The following is a 16451-nucleotide window of genomic DNA, read 5'->3' as shown; positions in this document are numbered from 1 at the left end:
CAAAGAAGAATGGCACGGGGACCTTTCACCTGTGCCATTCCTCTTCAGAAAGGAAATTTCTTATGACCAACGCAAAGCGAATTCTCCGTGGAGAAGGCTGGTACCTCTTCTTCCTTTTGCCCGCCGTCTGTCTATTCATTCTGGCGGTTGTCGTACCTTTAGCGATGGGAGCACGCTATTCCTTTTCCAGCTGGGACGGTGTATCCCCTACAATAGCTTACAATGGTTGGGACAATTACGTGAAAGCTTTCCAGGATAAAGATTTGTGGAGAGCGTTATGGAACACGTTTAAATACGCCATCATTTTAACGATTCTGATCAATGCATTATCCTTGTTTCTTGCTTTGCTGCTTGATTCCTATCTTAAATTCAGAAACGTATTCCGCACGGTCTTTTTCCTGCCAAGCGTCATCTCTATCGTCTTGTCGGGCTTCGTATGGAACTATAACTACAGTCAGGGTTTCCCGAAGCTGTTCGCTTATTTCGGTGTCGACATGACCAGTCCGCTGGGCAATCCCGATTATGCGATGATAGGCTTAATTATCGTAGCGCTGTGGCAGGGCATTGGCTCGCCGATGATCATTTATATTGCAGGCTTGCAAGGCATTCCGGGCGAATTACTGGAGAGCGCCAAGATGGACGGAGCTACAACGTGGAAATCATTCCGTCACATTACGTTCCCGCTGCTTGCGCCTTCCTTAACCATTAACTTGCTGCTCGTCATGACTGGCGCGCTTAAAGTGTTCGATCTGGTCTATGTAACGACGAAAGGCGGGCCGGGTTTCGCGACCGAGGTCATGTCAACGTACATCTACCGCACTTCATTCGATAACTTCAAGGCAGGATACGGCATGACGCTGTCGATGATCTTCTTCCTCGTACTTGTAATTGTCACCGTCGCGCAAGTCGGAATTTTCAGAAGACGGGAAGTGGATTTGTAATGAAAATAACTAAAATTTCGGTCTTTGCTCTAGTTACTCTGCTCGCTGTCTTATTCATCTTTCCGCTGTATGTGGCCGTATTAATGGCGTTCAAATCGGCAAAGCAGACATTTGATTCCTTTTACGCCTGGCCTTCGAGCCTCGATTTCTCGAACTTTGTTCAAGCGTGGAACACTTCTGAATATCCGAAAGCGATTTTTAACAGTCTGATCATTACTGTAATTTCGGTGGCGCTCATTATTATCGCATCGGCACTGGCTGGCTACTCTATAGCAAGACGGAACAAGCCGTTCTATAATTTCGTCTTTCTGTTGTTTCTATCCGGGATGATGGTTCCTTTTCAAGTGACGATGCTTCCGCTCTACAAACTGGGCAAATCACTGCAGCTTGTTGATAGTCATTGGGGGATCGCGCTGATCTATGGCGGCTTTGGCGTTCAGATGGGCGTCTTGTTCTTCTCCGGTTTTGTGCGCGGCATTTCTAGGGAAATTGAGGAGGCAGCACGAATTGACGGCTGTTCGACGCCAGGCATTTTCTTCCGCATCATTATGCCGCTGCTTAAGCCCGTTACCGCAACGGTTGTCGTACTGAACGTGCTTTATATTTGGAATGACTTTCTGCTGCCGCTCTTGTATTTGCAAGGGAAGGATTTTCGGACGATTCCGCTGCAGCAATACTTTTTCTTCGGCCAATACAGCAGCGATTTGAATTTGGCATTCGCTTATGCCGTAATGGGCATGGTGCCGATTGTCGTCTTCTTCCTGTTCATGCAGCGGTTTATTGTCAAAGGAATTGCGGCAGGCGCGATCAAGGGCTAACAAATCCGAATATAGTCCATGATAATCCGAATTCAGTCAATTGGCTCCGTGACCGTTTCGGGATAAAGTGAAGCATACGTTCAATTAGCAGCAACCCGCAATGGAAGGTTAACGGAGGAGGATGACAGCGATGACGATTAAATTTTGGGAAAAGTCCAACCTATTCGAGCTTCGTACCAAAAATACATCTTATCTTTTTGGAGTCAATGAGAGCGGTACGCTTCAACATATTTATTGGGGAGCACCGGTTCAGGCGGAAGAATGTGCAGGATTGCTTCGGGCGCGGGCACATAGCTCGTTCGATATGGCTGTTGACCGCGAGACCGAGGAATATGGCGGCCGTGGAGGCGCGGGTTATTCCGAGCCGGGCTTGCAGGTGATATTCGCAGACGGTGTCCGTGACTTGAGGCTTGTCTATTCCGGCTATGAGCTGGAAGGCGACCGCAAGCTGACGATCCGGCTGGCTGACGAGCATTATGCGCTGAAGGTAGAGGTAAGCTACACTGTCGTCTCAGACCACGATGTAATCGAGCGCCAGGTAAAGGTGACGAACGGGGAAGAGCAGCCTGTTCGTGTCGAGCAGATTATGTCGGCACTGTGGTCAGTCGGCGAGCTTCCGGATTACCGGCTGACGCATGTAACCGGCCGGTGGGCTGGTGAATATCAATTGCGCTCCAACCTTTTGACCGAAGGTAAAAAAGTGCTGGAGTCCCGCAGAGGCTTCACGGGTCCGCATGCCAACCCTTGGTTTGCCGTTGATGATGGCAGTGCACGGGAAACATCCGGCAGCGTATGGTTTGGCGCGCTTGCATGGAGCGGGAACTGGAAGCTGGTGCTGGAGCGGACAACGTTCGGCAAGCTCCGAATTGCCGGCGGCATCCATGATTTCGACGGCTCATTCCTGCTTGCTCCGGGAGCGTCGTATGAAACGCCAGTTTTCGTCGGCGGATTTACGACCGGCGGCTTTGGCGAGATGAGCCGGATTTTGCACCGTTATGAACGCAATGAAGTGATTCCAGCTACAAAGCTGCGCAAGGTGCTGTACAACTCTTGGGAAGCGACGGAGTTCGACGTTACGGTTCAAGGACAGCTTGCGCTTGCAGAACGTGCGGCAAAGCTTGGCGTGGAGCGCTTCGTCGTTGACGACGGCTGGTTCGGCCAGCGGCACAGCGACCGTGCCGGTCTTGGCGACTGGTACGTCAACCCGGAGAAGTTCCCGAACGGCTTATCGGAGCTGATCGATGAGGTGAAGGGCCTTGGCATGGAATTTGGCCTATGGGTAGAGCCAGAATCCGTTAATCCGGACAGCGATCTCTACCGCAAGCATCCGGATTGGACGTACCATTTTCCGACACGCGTTGGCACTCAGCTTCGTAATCAGTATTTGCTCAACTTGGGCAAGCCTGAAGTCAAAGCGTTCGTATTGGACTTTATGACCGAGCTGCTGTCCACGTACGACATCTCCTTCATCAAGTGGGACATGAACCGGACGGTAACGGAGCCTGGAGAGACGTCCGGCCCGGGACAGGACAAGTCGGTATGGATTCGCCATGTCGAGAATCTCTACGAGATTTGGGCTGAGCTGCGCCGCCGTTTCCCGAATGTGGAATTCGAGACTTGCGCAGGCGGCGGAGGCCGGATCGATCTGGGCATCCTTCGTTATGCCGATCAGGCATGGATTAGCGACAACACGGATGCGAGAGACAGGCTCAGCATTCAAGAGGGCTTCAGCTATGCGTACAGCCCATCGGTTATGATGTGCTGGGTTACGGAATCGCCGAACGGATTCAACGGCAGAAGCTTGCCGCTCTCCTATCGCTTCCACAGCGCCATGATGGGCGGACTTGGCATCGGTGCGAACATTGGCAAGTGGTCGCCGGAGGAGATGGAGGAAGCGGGCAAATTCGTGGAGCTGTACAAGGAAATTCGTCATGTGGTGCAAGAGGGTGAGCTGTACCGCTTGCAATCGCTTCGTGATTCCCATGTGTCAGCAACTCAGTATGTGAGCGCGGACGGCGGGGAAGCTGTTGCATTTGCCTTCCTTCAGTCGCATCACTTCGGCAATTCGCTGACAATGCTTCGCCTTCAAGGATTGGACCCCGAAGCAGCCTACGAGGTATCGGGAGCTGCACCAGAAGGAACGGGCGTGTTCCACGGCTCGAATCTGATGAATATCGGCTTGCCGATTTCCTGGAGAGGCGACTATGCCAGCGTTTTGATCCGGTTAAAGCGGGTATAGAGATTTGAATTTGAAGCGCTTGGTGCAGGGAGGCGGCTAACGAGATGACAGGCAAGTGGAGCAAGCTTCAGGAACAAGGGTATGAGGCTTGGACGGGCAGCAGTGATCGCCTGTCGATTACCGTCATCCCAAGCCTTGGCGGCAAGGCGGTATCGCTCCGCAATCTGGCTACGAATCGTGAATGGCTGTGGAGCAGCGGGAAGCCGCTCGGCAACAATGGGTTCGGCTCTCCGTTCGGTGACGGGGACGAGAGCGGCTGGGATGAGATGTTCCCCGGTATTAATGCGTGTACGTATGCGGAGGAGCCATGGCAGGGACGCTCTATCCCAGATCATGGAGAAGTATGGTCATTGCCTTGGGAGGCCGAGCAGAACGATGGCTTCCTTCATTGCAAGGTAGAGGGCCGGAATTTTGCATATACGCTGGAAAAGACGTATTCGTTCGCTGGCCCGGACACGCTTCGCATCGATTATGCGGTCACTAACAGGGGCGAGGCTTCACTCCCCTTCCTATGGGCGGCGCATCCGCTGTTTCAAGCTGCCGAGGGATTGCGTATTCACGTTCCCGAAGGAATGAATGCGATAGAGGTTTCCTACTCCGCGGATGAAAGGCTGGGTGAGTTCGGCGACCGGTGCAACTGGCCAATTGCCGGGAACGGAATCGACTTGAGCAATGTGGAGGCGGCGTCCAGCCGCTCTGCAGAAAAGTACTACTTCGAAGGCAAAGTACCGGAGGGCTGGGCGGAGCTGCTCGATCCTGGAACGGGAGAAACGGTCAGGCTCAGCTTTCCGCCGGAGAAGGTTCCCTATTTGGCGGTATGGGCGAATAGCGGCGGCTATGGCGGGCATTACCATGTCGCGCTTGAGCCGGCAACGGGAAGGATGGATGACCTGACCGTTGCTATGGAACGGGGCGAAGTCGCTGTTGTGGAGCCTGGCGACAGGTATGAATGGTATTTGGAGCTGCAGGTGAAGTAAGGGAAGCGGTAGGGGGCCGACCGCTTTGAGGCGGTCAGGGTCAGCCCTTCGGGGCGCTGCGGTATTCCGTTGGCGAAGCGCCCATTCTTTTTTTGAACAAGCGCGAGAAATAGTAGGGGTCCGACACCCCGACGGATGCGGCGATCTCTTTCACCGTAAGGCTGGTCAAGCTGAGAAGCTGACCGGCCTTTTGCATTTTCATCCGTAAAAAATATTCAATCGGCGGGAAGCCTGTCTCCTGATTGAACATGAAGATCAAATGCTGCTTGGACAAGCCTGTGTGCGCGGCCAGCTCAGGCAGCGTAATGACGTCAGAGAGACGTTCGCTCATGTATTGAATGGCGCGCTCGAGGTCCTGCCGCTTCTTCCGGTCACGCGCCGTGCCTCCCGAGCCCAGTCCAATCCGGCCAAGCAGCTGACCCATCGATTGCGAGACATGCACTTGAACGGGCATCGAATAGGGCTTGTCCGTCAGCAGCTCGAAGCAGCGGGCGAAGTTGTCGGCCCATTCGGCGTAAAGGGCGGCCGGTAGCGGCAGGGGGCCGGAGTCGAGACCGTACAGCTGGATGTAGTCTGCGACATGGTCACCTTTTAGATGGAACCAGTAGATGCTCCAAGGATGAGTCGCGGATGCGCCGTAACGGTGAGCGGCACCTGCGGGAATAACCGCGAGATGATGCTCAGGCACCGGCACCGTCCGGCCGTTCAGTTCAAGCCAGCCCTCTCCACGCAGGCAATAGATGAAAATATGGGCGTCGCAGCCCTCCGGCCGTTCCCGGTAATGGTATTGGGCCTGGGGGAAAAAAACCGATGTCGCTCACGAATAGACCGCGCGTCAGCTCATAGCGGGACAGCTCCTCGATATGATAGGCGGGAAGCACGAACAGCTTCTCCTCCTGGAACCCTTCAGACTTTCTCAACTCATCCATGTCATCCGCACCTTTTTCAGAAAATCATTCATCTGTTTCAACAATTTCTTCTATTTATAAACTAATCAGTTTATTGAAAATAAGAATATAGTCCATTATAAACCGAATTCCGTCAATTGGCACTATCCTCATTTCGCGATAAAGTGAAGGTAATCAGCAAAGGGGGAATGACAAATGGCTCCATCGCAAAATAATGCCGGCTCAGCCGTTCGTATTTGGGAAGAGGAAGTAACGATTCCGACATACGGTATCGGCGCTCCGGACCGCAACCCGATGTTTTTGGAGAAGCGCGTCTATCAGGGAAGCACAGGTAAAGTGTACCCGCATCCCGTCGTCGACAAAATCGAGGATGAGAAAAAAGATCAAACGTATAAGCTTGCTATTTTGGAAAATGAATACGTTCGCATCGAAATTATGCCGGAGCTCGGCGGCCGGATTTACCGGGCGCTAGACAAAACCAACGACTATGATTTCGTTTATTATAACCGTGTTATCAAGCCTGCGCTTGTGGGTCTTGCTGGTCCTTGGATTTCCGGGGGCATCGAGTTCAACTGGCCGCAGCATCATAGACCTAACACTTACGGGCCGGTAGAGTACCGGCTGACCGAGGGTGAAGACGGCAGTGCGACAGTATGGGTGAGTGAGATCGACCGGATGTACGGCACCAAAGTGACAGCCGGATTTACTTTGTATCCAGGCAAGGCTTATCTGGAAGTATCTGCACAGTTGTACAACCGGACGACCTTGCCTCAAACCTTCCTGTGGTGGGCGAACCCGGCTGTGGCCGTCAACGACGATACGCAATCGGTCTTTCCGCCGGACGTTACTGCCGTATTCGACCATGGCAAACGGGACGTTTCCCGTTTTCCGATCGCTACAGGCACCTACTATAAAATGGACTACTCGGAGGGCGTCGATATTTCGCGCTACCGCAACATTCCGGTACCGACCTCGTACATGGCGTACAAGTCGGACTACAATTTCGTAGGCGGCTACGATCATGGCGTACAAGCCGGTCTGCTTCATGTGGCCAACCATTTCGTATCGCCGGGTAAAAAGCAATGGACTTGGGGAAATGGCGAATTCGGTCAAGCTTGGGATCGCAACCTGACGGATGAAGACGGGCCGTACATTGAGCTCATGACGGGGATGTACACCGATAACCAGCCGGACTTTACATGGCTGCAGCCTTACGAGGAGAAGACGTTCAAGCAATATTTCATGCCGTATAAGGATGTAGGCGTCGTTAAGAACGCATCCATTGATGCGGCAGTCAATCTTGAAGTCGACGAGGAAACGGGAAAAGCAACGGTACTCGCTTACGCGACTTCGGTGTTCACAGGCGCAGTCATTGAGCTTAAGGGAAGCCGCCGTTCTTACTTCCGTGAGACGGTAGAGCTGTCTCCGGTATCGACATTCAAATCGGTGGTTGCACTCGACGGGGGCGATTTGCCGCATGATCTGATCGTTTCCATTCGGGACGCAAACGGCAAGCTGCTTATTTCCTACAGACCAGCTAAGCCATCCATTGAAGAAGTTCCGGATGCTGCTCAGCCGCTTCCAGAGCCGCAGGAGCTGCGTACGAATGAGCAGCTGTATCTGGCAGGTCTGCATCTGGAGCAATATCGTCATGCTACCTTTGAGCCGGCATCGTATTATCTCGAGGGTCTGAAGCGTGATCCGTCGGATATTCGGATCAACGTCGCTTACGGAACGCTGCTGCTCCGCCAAGGGCTGTTCAAGGAAGCGGAAGGACATTTGCGCAAAGCAATAGCTTCTATGACATGGCGTAACCCGAACCCTTATGACAGCGAAGCGCTGTATCAGCTGGGCCTTGCGCTGAAGCTGCAAGACCGGCCGGAGGAAGCATTCGCCGTCTTCTACAAAGCAGTATGGTCTGCTGCATGGCAGGACGCAGGATACTTCAATCTGGCCCGTATTGCTAGCGCGAACGGCTCATTTGCAGAGGCGCTTGAGCTGGTAGATCGCGCGCTCATCCGCAACTCGCGCAACTACAAGTCTCGCCATCTTCGGGCTGCACTGCTTCGCAAGCTGGGACGCTTAACCGAAGCTGTTGCCTATGCGAAAGAGACACTGGGTATCGATGTCGCCGACTTTGGCGCTGCCCGCGAGCTAGGTCTGGCACTCGCCGAGCAAGGATTATCTGCGGAAGCAGATGCTGCTATAGCAGAGCTTGGCCGTCTGATGCGGAATGATCCGCATAACTATTTGAGCCTCGCTTCCGATTATGCGGAGAGCGGCTTGTATGGGGAAGCGGTCGATGTTCTGAACATGCTTGTTGGCCAAACGCCGGCAGCGGACGTTTACCCGATGGTCTACTATACGCTGGGGTATTTGTATGAGCGTGCAGGACAGTCGGAGCAAGCGGCTGCTGCCCGTAAAGCGGGTCAGGTTGCGAAGCCGGACTATTGCTTCCCGAACAGCCTGTTTGAACTGCTCGTGCTGGAAAGCGCAGTTCAGGCTGACGCGCAAGACGCGCGTGCCCTTTACTATCTCGGAAATCTGCTGTATGACAAGAAGCGGCATGGAGAAGCGATTGCGAAGTGGGAAGCTTCCCGTAAGCTTAATGACGGGTTCCCAACGGTACACCGTAACCTGGCGCTCGCTTACTTCAATAAACTTGGAGACAGCAAGTCGGCATTGGAATCGCTGGAGCAGGCTTTTGCTTGCGGCCCAGAGGATGCCCGCGTCTTCTACGAGCTGGATCAGCTTTATAAAAAGCTCGGCTATGCGCCGCAAGAGCGCTTGAACGGATTGGAGCAGCACCTGAATCTCGTAGAGCTGCGGGATGACCTGTACTTGGAGTACGTTGCGCTGTTCAATGCGCTTGGCCGTCACGAGGAGGCAGCCGGCAAGCTGGCTGCGCGGAAGTTCCACCCTTGGGAAGGCGGAGAAGGCAAAACGACCGGACAGCACGTGCTGAGCCGCGTTGAATGGGCGAAGCGTGAAATCGCCGAAGGCCGCCATGCTCATGCAGCCGAGCTGCTTCAAGAAGCGCTTATCTACCCGGAAAATCTGGGCGAAGGCAAGCTGGACGGTGCGCAGGAGAACAACGTGCATTACCATCTCGGACGTGCTTACCTTGGTTTGGAGCAGCCGGAGCAGGCAGAAAGACATTTCCGCGTCGCTTCGCAAGGACTGGAGGAGCCAGCCAGCGCGATGTACTACAACGACCAGCCGCCGGATATGATTTTCTATCAAGGCATGGCGTGGCTGCAGCTTGGGGACCTCAAGGAAGCAAAGCGCCGCTTCAACAAGCTGATCGATTTCGGCGAAAAGCATCTCCGTGACGATGTGAAATTCGATTACTTCGCCGTATCGCTTCCGGACTTCCTCGTATTCGAGGATGACCTGAACAAGCGCAATGAAACGCATTGCCGCTACATGATGGGACTCGGCTTAATCGGCCTGGGCCGACACGCCGAAGCGCGCGTTCAATTGAACGAGGCGCTGGCTATGGAGCAGAACCACCAAGGAGCCAAGCTCCACCTTGGCCTGTGCGAATAAAGCAAGACCCAGAGAGCCCGCGGATTTCGCGGGCTCTTTGTTTTATTTAGAAATAGGTGTGCTGCGAGCTTCCCAAGCCTCAGAAGCTCAAAATAGAAGAACCATGCTCCTCTACGCAGACTTACTGGGGAGAGCCAAGTAACAAAGATTCTATGTGTGGACTGGTGGGGACGAACCAACTAACAAAGATTCTATGTGTAGACTGGTGGGGACGAACCAACTAACAAAGATTCTATGTGTGGACTGATGAGTGCGAGCCAAGTAACTAAGACTGCTGTGTGTAGACTGATGGGGACGAACCATCCAACCAAGATATATGCGTAGACTGATGGGGATGAGCCAAGTAACTAAGATTTTATCTTACACTGATGTAAGAGAGCTAGTAGCCGCCTCCCAATGCACAGATTGATGAGGAGAGCAGCACATTAACAGGAACAAAATGTAAAAGTACATTTTAAAATGCCTCAAAAGCCCTGTAACAGTCTTCAAAATGCAAAAGTGCATTTGAAATCATCGAATTTGGCTCTTTTGGCCCGTTTTGATCAGAACAAAATGCACTTTGCATTTTGAAGCCATAAATCATCGAAAAATCGACTTCCAACCTGCACTTTTACATTTTGACTAACCTAGTGACTCTCTACAACGAACCATCTTCGCTATTGAACAAGTTACAACTCGTTATTAGAGAGTGGGAGGCTAAAGGTCTGTAACTGTAATTAGTTTGGCGTTTTGCGAATGTGGGGAGAGCGGAGCGTTTTGAGTCCATGGGGACTTTTTGCAGATTCTATCCATTAATCATCGGGTTAGCGATGAGACAATGGAATCAAGAATGGCAACATGGACCAAAACGCGCAGCGAACGAGCCTTTGAACGCCAGCGTTACTCCGACTTAGTGGTTAAAGCTCTAGAAATGTAGTTAGTTTGGCGTTTTGCGAATGTGGGGAGAGCGGAGCGTTTTGAGTCCAGGGTGACTTTTTGCAGATTCTATCCATTAATCATCGGGCTAGCGATGAGACAATGGAATCAAGAACGGCACCATGGACCAAAACGCGCAGCGATCCCGGTGTCTGGTACGCATCGAGCGAAAATAATCGCAAGAGCAAAAGAAGGAGAGTCCACACAAACAAAGAATTGATAAAAGAGTATGAAGCGTTTACATGGTCTGCGAGATGGGGCTAGCGCTTGAGAGTACAAACGATAAGGGGAGATTTTACATGTCTGCTGTTAAAGGGATTTGGAAGGGATATGAGCGTTACGATTTTACCGTCAACGGGCGGGAAGCGTTAGTTGTTAGTCCTAAAGAGGCGGCTCCGGGAAATCCTTGGGTGTGGCGCGCTGAGTTTTTCGATGCGTTCAGCCAAGTCGATATGGCGCTGCTGGAGCAAGGCTGGCATTTGGCTTACTGCAATGTCAGCGATATGTATGGCTCGCCGGAGGCAATTGAGCTGATGCATCCGTTCCACCTGCATGTCTGCTCAACGTTTGGCTTAGCGGAAAAACCGTCCATTTTCGGCTTCAGCCGGGGTGGTCTGTACGCAGTAAATTACGCTTTGAAATATCCAGAGTCTGTATCCTCGCTGTATCTGGACGCGCCGGTGCTGGATTTGCGCAGCTGGCCTGGCGGCAACGGGAAAGCGGATCAGTATAAAAAAGAGTGGGAGGAGTGCTTGCAAACCTACCGGCTCACCGAGGAGCAGTTTGCACAATTCCGGGAAAGTCCGCTCGACCGTGTAGCCGAGCTAGCGGCTCTTCAAATACCGGTAATTCTCGTAGTAGGCGATGCCGATGAGGATGTGCCGTTTTTGGATAATGGGCATCCATTCGCCGAGCGTTTTGCAGCAAACGGCGGGGAGATCGAGGTCATTGTGAAGCCGGGCGTGGCGCATCATCCGCATTCACTGGACGACCCAACTCCTGTTGCCGAATTCATTCAACGAGTTTTTTACAGCGAGTCCGAGACTGAATCGATAGGAGCAGAGTGGGACATCATGAGTGCAAATGCAGCGAAGAGAATCGTATTTCTAGGGGATAGCATTACTGACGATGGCACCTATATTTCTTATTTGGACGCTTTTTTCAGACAGCATTTTGCAGAGCAGCCGTATACGTTCATTAATTTGGGCGTCAGCAGCGAGACGGCATCTGGCCTGAGTGAACCGGATCATCCATTCCCGCGGCCGTGCATTCATGAGCGGCTGGAAAGGGCGCTGAGCGAAAGCCGTCCGGATTGGACAGTGATTTGCTACGGCATGAACGACGGCATTTATTACCCGTTTTCAGAGGAACGGTTTGCAGCCTATCGGGACGGTATGGATCGACTGATCGAGGCTGTAAGAGCGACGGGCTCCAAGGTTATCGTGATGACACCGCCGCCTTTCGATGCCCCATCACTAAGCGGCGCGACTCTGCTTCCCGAAGGGGAAGAGAAGTACAGCTACCTGACACCTTTTACCCGCTATGACGATGTATTGGAGCGTTACGCCGAATGGGTGCTTGGACTCGAAGCGGCTGTTGACGCCGTTATTGCCATTCGCGAGCCGCTTCTGCATTACATCGCCGAGCGAAAAAAACTACAATTCCGACTACCTCTACGGAGACGGCATTCATCCCGATGCCGGCGGCCACTGGGTCATTGCACAGGAGCTCCTTAAACAGTTGTTCCAGCAAAAGGTGGAGCAGGGGGCGGACGCATGGCCGATTTATCCATTGGTCTATGAACGCCATCGCTTGTTAAGCGCGGCGTGGAAAGAGCATGTCGGACATACGAATGAGAACAAGGCGGAGGCGTTGCCGCTTGATGTGGCAATCCAACAAAGCGAATTGCTGGAGCGTCAAATTCAGGAGCTGCTGCAATCTTATCCCTAATCCTCTAAATCTCTAACTATCTGACTATCTAATTCCCTGATTCAGATTCCCGGTAAGATATCTATTATAAAAAAAGAGGCGATGGATTCCTTCCATCGCCTCTTTCCATTGCGCAGGCTACATCAGCCGCCATACGGCATCGGATAGCCGCAATTGCTGGCGAAGCGCAGGTGCTGCTGTATTTTGATCAATAACGACGAGTTCAATGCCCATCCACTCTGCAAAATCGGCCAGTTGCTCCGTCGTAACTGAGTAGGAGAAGACGGTGTGATGCGCGCCTCCCGCTAGAATCCACGATTCAATCCCGTCCTTCATACTAGGCTGAACCCTCCATAGCACGCGGGCGACGGGCAAAAGAGGCATCGCTTGCTCCGCTTCAACCGAGACGGCCTCGACTTCATTGACGAGCAGCCGGAAACGGTTGCCCAGATCGATAATCGAAGCGTTGATCGCTCGTCCGGCCCTGCCATTGAAGACGAGTCTTGCCGGAGCGTCCTTGCCGCCTATTCCGAGCGGATGCACCTGTATCGCAGGTTTGCTAGCTTCCGTGTCTGCAATAGTAGGGCATACTTCCAGCATATGAGCGCCCAATACGAGCTCATTGTCCGGATCAAGATGATACGTATAGTCCTCCATAAACGACGTGCCGACGTTGCCGGACATGATTTTCATGACACGCAGCAAAGCCGCAGTTTTCCAATCGCCTTCGCCGCCGAACCCGTAGCCTTGCGCCATAAGACGCTGAACGGCCAGCCCGGGAAGCTGCTTCATCCCATGCAAATCCTCGAACGTTGTCGTGAACGCGCCATAGCCGCCTTCCTCCAGAAAAGCCTTCAATCCCAGCTCGATCCTCGCCTGGTATCGAATTGAATCTCGTACCGCCGCATCGGCCAGCGAAGGAATTTCATACTGCTGCTCGTAGGTGGCCATCAGGCTATCAATTTCCTCGTCGGCTATCCGCTCCATTCGTGCAACGAGATCGCCGATGCCGAAGCCGTCTACCGTCCAGCCCAGCTTGATCAACGCCTCGACCTTATCGCCTTCCGTAACCGCAACCGCTCGCATATTGTCGCCGAAGCGGGCTACCTTGAGGCTGCGGCACTCCAGACAGGCGATTGCTGTTGTCATCCAATCGCTAATTCGGCTGCGCACCTCCACGCTTTGCCAATAGCCGAAGATGACCTTACGCGGCAATCTCAGCCGGGTGTTCACAAATCCAAATTCACGGTCGCCATGCGCCGCCTGATTCAGGTTCATGAAGTCCATATCGATCGATTGCCAAGGAATATCCCGATTGAACTGGGTTGCCAGATGAAGGAGAGGCTTTTGCAGCCGCGTCAGGCCGCCGATCCACATTTTGGCCGGGGAAAAGGTGTGCATCCATGCAATAATACCGGCGCATCGCACATCCGTATTCGCTTCCGACAGGATGCGGGCGATTTCATCGGGCGTCGTGACGACGGGTTTGAAAACAATTTCGAAAGGAATGGAAGCATCGTCGTTCATCCCGGCTGCAATTGCGCTGGAATGTGCGTTAACCTGCTCCAATGTTTCTGGACCGTATAAGTGCTGGCTTCCGGTTACAAACCAGAATTGATAAGCTCTAGTCGTCGGCATACTGATAACCTCTTTCTGCATCGGGCATTAGTATTGCTTTTTTAGTTTTTTAAGCCGTTTCATTACATCATTGCCGCCGCGTCCAAAATAATCATGCAGCGTTACATATTCCTGATAGAGCTCCTCATAGACAGCCGCATGACTCGGATTCGGCTTGAACGATTCCTCGCGTACGCGGGCCATATTTTCCGCAGCTTCAACGATAGACGGGTAGCCGCCCGCCTCAGGTCCCGCCGCAACAGCGGCGAACATCGCTGCTCCGACAGCCGGAGTATGCTTGGAATCAGCAACTTTGATCTCCATGTTAGTGACGTCGGCATAAATTTGCATCAGCAGCCGGTTCTTCTGCGGAAGACCGCCGCAGGCATAGAGCGTATCGACGGCTACGCCGCTGGAACGGAAGGCGTCGACGATTTTGCGGGTGCCATAAGCCGTAGATTCTAATAAAGCACGATAGATTTCTTCGGGCTTCGTTAACAGGGTGCAGCCTAACAATAGCCCCGTCAAATCGGTGTCGACGAGGGTGGAGCGGTTGCCGTTCCACCAATCCAAGGCCAGAAGCCCCGATTGCCCCGGATGCTGGAGCGCTGCTTTCCCCTCCAGCCATTCATGAACGCTTACGCCCGCCTGAGCCGCTTCTTCCTTCACATAAGCAGGGACCGCTTCATCCACGTACCATTCGAAAATATCGCCAACAGCCGATTGGCCCGCCTCATAGCCGTAAAAGCCCGGAATAATGCCGTCTTCTACGACGCCGCACATGCCCTCGACCTCTTTTTCCTCATCTCCGAGCAGCATATGGCAGATGGAAGTGCCCATTGCCATAACCAGCTTGCCCGGCGTAACGACGCCAACTGCGGGTACAGCAGCATGGGCGTCTACGTTGCCGACAGCGACGGCGATTCCCGGGCGAAGCCCCGTTAGAGCGGCTAATTTCTCGTTCAGCTCGCCAGCCTTCGTGCCCAGCGGGACGATGTCGCCTCTAAGCTTCGTATCAGCCAGCTTCTCCAGCCTTGGATCAAGGGAGGCGAGGAAGGATTCGCTCGGATAGCCATCCTGCTTATGCCAGATCGCTTTATAGCCGGCTGTGCAGCTGTTCCGTATCATCTGGCCAGTCAATTGGGAGATGACCCAGTCTGTCGCTTCGACAAATTGATCCGCCGCTTCGTAAATGTCAGGAGCTTCATTCAGTATTTGCCATATTTTTGCAAGCATCCATTCGGATGAGATTTTGCCTCCGTAGCGGGCCAGCCATTTCTCACTGCGCTTCGCGGCTATTTCATTGATCAGGTTCGCTTCGTCTTGAGCGGCATGATGCTTCCATAGCTTGACCCAGCTGTGCGGGTTGTCCCGATAGGCGTCCAATGTACATAGTGGCTCGTGATGTTCGGTAATCGGGAGCATTGTGCAGGCTGTAAAATCAATACCGATGCCGATAACGTCGGCCGGATCGATGTCGGATTGCTTCATGACTGCCGGAATCGACATCGTTAATACTTCGATATAATCGAGGGGGTGCTGGAGCGCCCAATCGGCTTCAAGCGTTGTGCCAGAATGGGGCAGACGTTCGTCGATGACATGATGGGCATACGGTGTTACATGATCCGACAGCTCATGACCGTTAGACAAGTCGACGAGAACCGCCCGTCCGGATTGCGTGCCGTAGTCGACGCCAATTGCATATTTTCGATTCATCGTTTATTCCTCCTCAGTGGCAGCTGTCTGGCCGTAGTAAGCGTTTGCACCATGTTTTCTCAGAAAATGGCGGTCAAGGAGCGTCTGCTGCATAGCGGCAGCCTGTTGGTGGATGACATGCGTGCGCGAAGCCATTTTGGCGACTTCCTCCAGTACGACGGCGTTATGAACCGCTTCATGCGCGTTTTCACCCCAAGTAAAGGGGGCATGGCTATGGACGAGAACGCCGGGAATTTCAAGCGGATTGCGGTCGCGGAACGTCTCCACGATGACATTCCCGGTTTCTTTTTCATATTCGCCTTTAATTTCAGCTTCCGTCATCGGTCTGGTGCAAGGGACATCGCCGAAAAAATAATCCGCATGTGTCGTGCCGAGAGCCGGAATACCCTTGGCAGCCTGAGCCCAGCTTGTAGCCCATGGGGAATGGGTATGGACAATGCCGCCTATCCCCGGAAAATGACGATATAAAACCAAATGCGTAGCTGTATCCGATGATGGCCGGTATTGGCTGTCTATGACATTGCCTGCTAAATCGACGACGACCATTTTATCCGCTGTCAGCTCTTCATAGGGGACGCCGCTTGGCTTAATGACGACGAGGCCGTGTTCCCGGTCGATTCCGCTAACATTGCCCCAGGTAAAGGTAACGAGCCCGTACTTGGGCAAATCTAAATTAGCTTGGAGCACGTCTTGTTTAAGTTGTTGAAGCACGATTATCACTCCTCATGCTGTATAAAGTAAGTACAAGTTTTGTTTATATTATAAACATGTACGTACAAGTTGGCTATACTTTTTTTCTCTGATAAAAAACGGCCTTGATGCTGCCTGTAAACTGCTTACTC

The 16451-nt window shown here is 52.9% G+C and carries 12 protein-coding genes; 7 read left to right on the top strand and 5 right to left on the bottom strand.

Translation table 11 applies throughout. From position 1 onward, the window contains the following. Positions 1 to 62: 62 nt before the first annotated feature. The 4 genes from TY10_RS17240 (at position 63) to TY10_RS17225 (ending at position 4975) form a co-directional block, all read left to right on the top strand. Positions 63 to 941: a carbohydrate ABC transporter permease gene (locus TY10_RS17240; RefSeq protein ID WP_042166047.1), complete on the top strand. Its 879-nt coding sequence runs from the start codon at positions 63 to 65 to the stop codon at positions 939 to 941. Further along, positions 941 to 1759: a carbohydrate ABC transporter permease gene (locus tag TY10_RS17235; protein ID WP_042166044.1), complete on the top strand. Its 819-nt coding sequence runs from the start codon at positions 941 to 943 to the stop codon at positions 1757 to 1759. Before TY10_RS17240 ends, TY10_RS17235 begins: the two co-directional genes overlap by 1 nt. A gap of 130 nt (positions 1760 to 1889) precedes the next feature. Beyond that, positions 1890 to 3998, top strand: coding sequence for an alpha-galactosidase (locus tag TY10_RS17230; protein ID WP_042166042.1), 2109 nt, complete (start codon positions 1890 to 1892; stop codon positions 3996 to 3998). Positions 3999 to 4042: 44 nt separating this feature from the next. Beyond that, complete coding sequence (locus TY10_RS17225) at positions 4043 to 4975, top strand: aldose epimerase family protein (RefSeq protein ID WP_042166040.1); 933 nt, start codon at positions 4043 to 4045, stop codon at positions 4973 to 4975. 40 nt (positions 4976 to 5015) lie between these two features. Here TY10_RS17225 and TY10_RS17220 read toward each other — a convergent pair whose 3' ends face one another. Further along, positions 5016 to 5708: an AraC family transcriptional regulator gene (locus TY10_RS17220; RefSeq protein WP_238327748.1), complete on the bottom strand. Its 693-nt coding sequence runs from the start codon at positions 5706 to 5708 to the stop codon at positions 5016 to 5018. After that, entirely contained in the window at positions 5686 to 5904 is a 219-nt protein-coding gene (locus tag TY10_RS31670) for a hypothetical protein (protein WP_238327732.1), read from the bottom strand. Before TY10_RS31670 ends, TY10_RS17220 begins: the two co-directional genes overlap by 23 nt. Positions 5905 to 6078: 174 nt before the next feature. Between TY10_RS31670 and TY10_RS17215 the strand changes: the two genes are divergently transcribed. The 3 genes from TY10_RS17215 (at position 6079) to TY10_RS17205 (ending at position 12297) form a co-directional block, all read left to right on the top strand. Continuing rightward, complete coding sequence (locus TY10_RS17215; RefSeq protein WP_042166037.1) at positions 6079 to 9432, top strand: DUF5107 domain-containing protein; 3354 nt, start codon at positions 6079 to 6081, stop codon at positions 9430 to 9432. A 1214-nt stretch (positions 9433 to 10646) separates the two neighbouring features. Further along, a complete protein-coding gene (locus TY10_RS29450; protein ID WP_063510446.1) occupies positions 10647 to 12083 on the top strand; it encodes an alpha/beta fold hydrolase in 1437 nt (478 codons plus the stop codon). 4 nt (positions 12084 to 12087) lie between these two features. After that, positions 12088 to 12297 (top strand): hypothetical protein, encoded by a 210-nt coding sequence (locus tag TY10_RS17205; protein WP_042166035.1) that lies wholly within the window; start codon positions 12088 to 12090, stop codon positions 12295 to 12297. A 117-nt stretch (positions 12298 to 12414) separates the two neighbouring features. Here the strand turns inward: TY10_RS17205 and araA are convergent, their stop codons facing one another. The 3 genes from araA to araD are packed head-to-tail and all read right to left on the bottom strand — an operon-like array spanning position 12415 to position 16320. After that, entirely contained in the window at positions 12415 to 13914 is a 1500-nt protein-coding gene (gene araA / locus TY10_RS17200; RefSeq protein ID WP_042166033.1) for an L-arabinose isomerase, read from the bottom strand. 27 nt (positions 13915 to 13941) lie between these two features. Then, positions 13942 to 15609, bottom strand: a complete 1668-nt coding sequence (locus TY10_RS17195; RefSeq protein ID WP_042166031.1) for a ribulokinase — start codon at positions 15607 to 15609, stop codon at positions 13942 to 13944. 3 nt (positions 15610 to 15612) lie between these two features. Further along, positions 15613 to 16320 carry an L-ribulose-5-phosphate 4-epimerase gene (gene araD, locus TY10_RS17190; RefSeq protein WP_042166030.1) on the bottom strand — a complete coding sequence of 236 codons (708 nt, stop codon included), beginning with the start codon at positions 16318 to 16320 and terminating at the stop codon, positions 15613 to 15615. Positions 16321 to 16451 lie beyond the last annotated feature (131 nt).

It is taken from the genome of Paenibacillus gorillae (genome assembly GCF_000513275.1).
Classification (GTDB): Bacteria; Bacillota; Bacilli; order Paenibacillales; family Paenibacillaceae; genus Pristimantibacillus; species Pristimantibacillus gorillae.
Note: the sequence above shows the minus strand (reverse complement) of the source record. Positions and strands in the feature narration are given on the sequence as shown.

What these genes read in the sequence shown, in the direction of transcription:
- TY10_RS17215 (WP_042166037.1), top strand. Translation starts at nt 6,079, where the DNA reads ATGGCTCCATCGCAAAATAATGCCGGCTCAGCCGTTCGTATTTGGGAA.
- TY10_RS17195 (WP_042166031.1), bottom strand. Translation starts at nt 15,609, where the DNA reads ATGAATCGAAAATATGCAATTGGCGTCGACTACGGCACGCAATCCGGA.
- TY10_RS17235 (WP_042166044.1), top strand. Translation starts at nt 941, where the DNA reads ATGAAAATAACTAAAATTTCGGTCTTTGCTCTAGTTACTCTGCTCGCT.
- TY10_RS29450 (WP_063510446.1), top strand. Translation starts at nt 10,647, where the DNA reads ATGTCTGCTGTTAAAGGGATTTGGAAGGGATATGAGCGTTACGATTTT.
- TY10_RS17230 (WP_042166042.1), top strand. Translation starts at nt 1,890, where the DNA reads ATGACGATTAAATTTTGGGAAAAGTCCAACCTATTCGAGCTTCGTACC.
- TY10_RS17225 (WP_042166040.1), top strand. Translation starts at nt 4,043, where the DNA reads ATGACAGGCAAGTGGAGCAAGCTTCAGGAACAAGGGTATGAGGCTTGG.
- TY10_RS17240 (WP_042166047.1), top strand. Translation starts at nt 63, where the DNA reads ATGACCAACGCAAAGCGAATTCTCCGTGGAGAAGGCTGGTACCTCTTC.
- araA (WP_042166033.1), bottom strand. Translation starts at nt 13,914, where the DNA reads ATGCCGACGACTAGAGCTTATCAATTCTGGTTTGTAACCGGAAGCCAG.
- TY10_RS31670 (WP_238327732.1), bottom strand. Translation starts at nt 5,904, where the DNA reads ATGGATGAGTTGAGAAAGTCTGAAGGGTTCCAGGAGGAGAAGCTGTTC.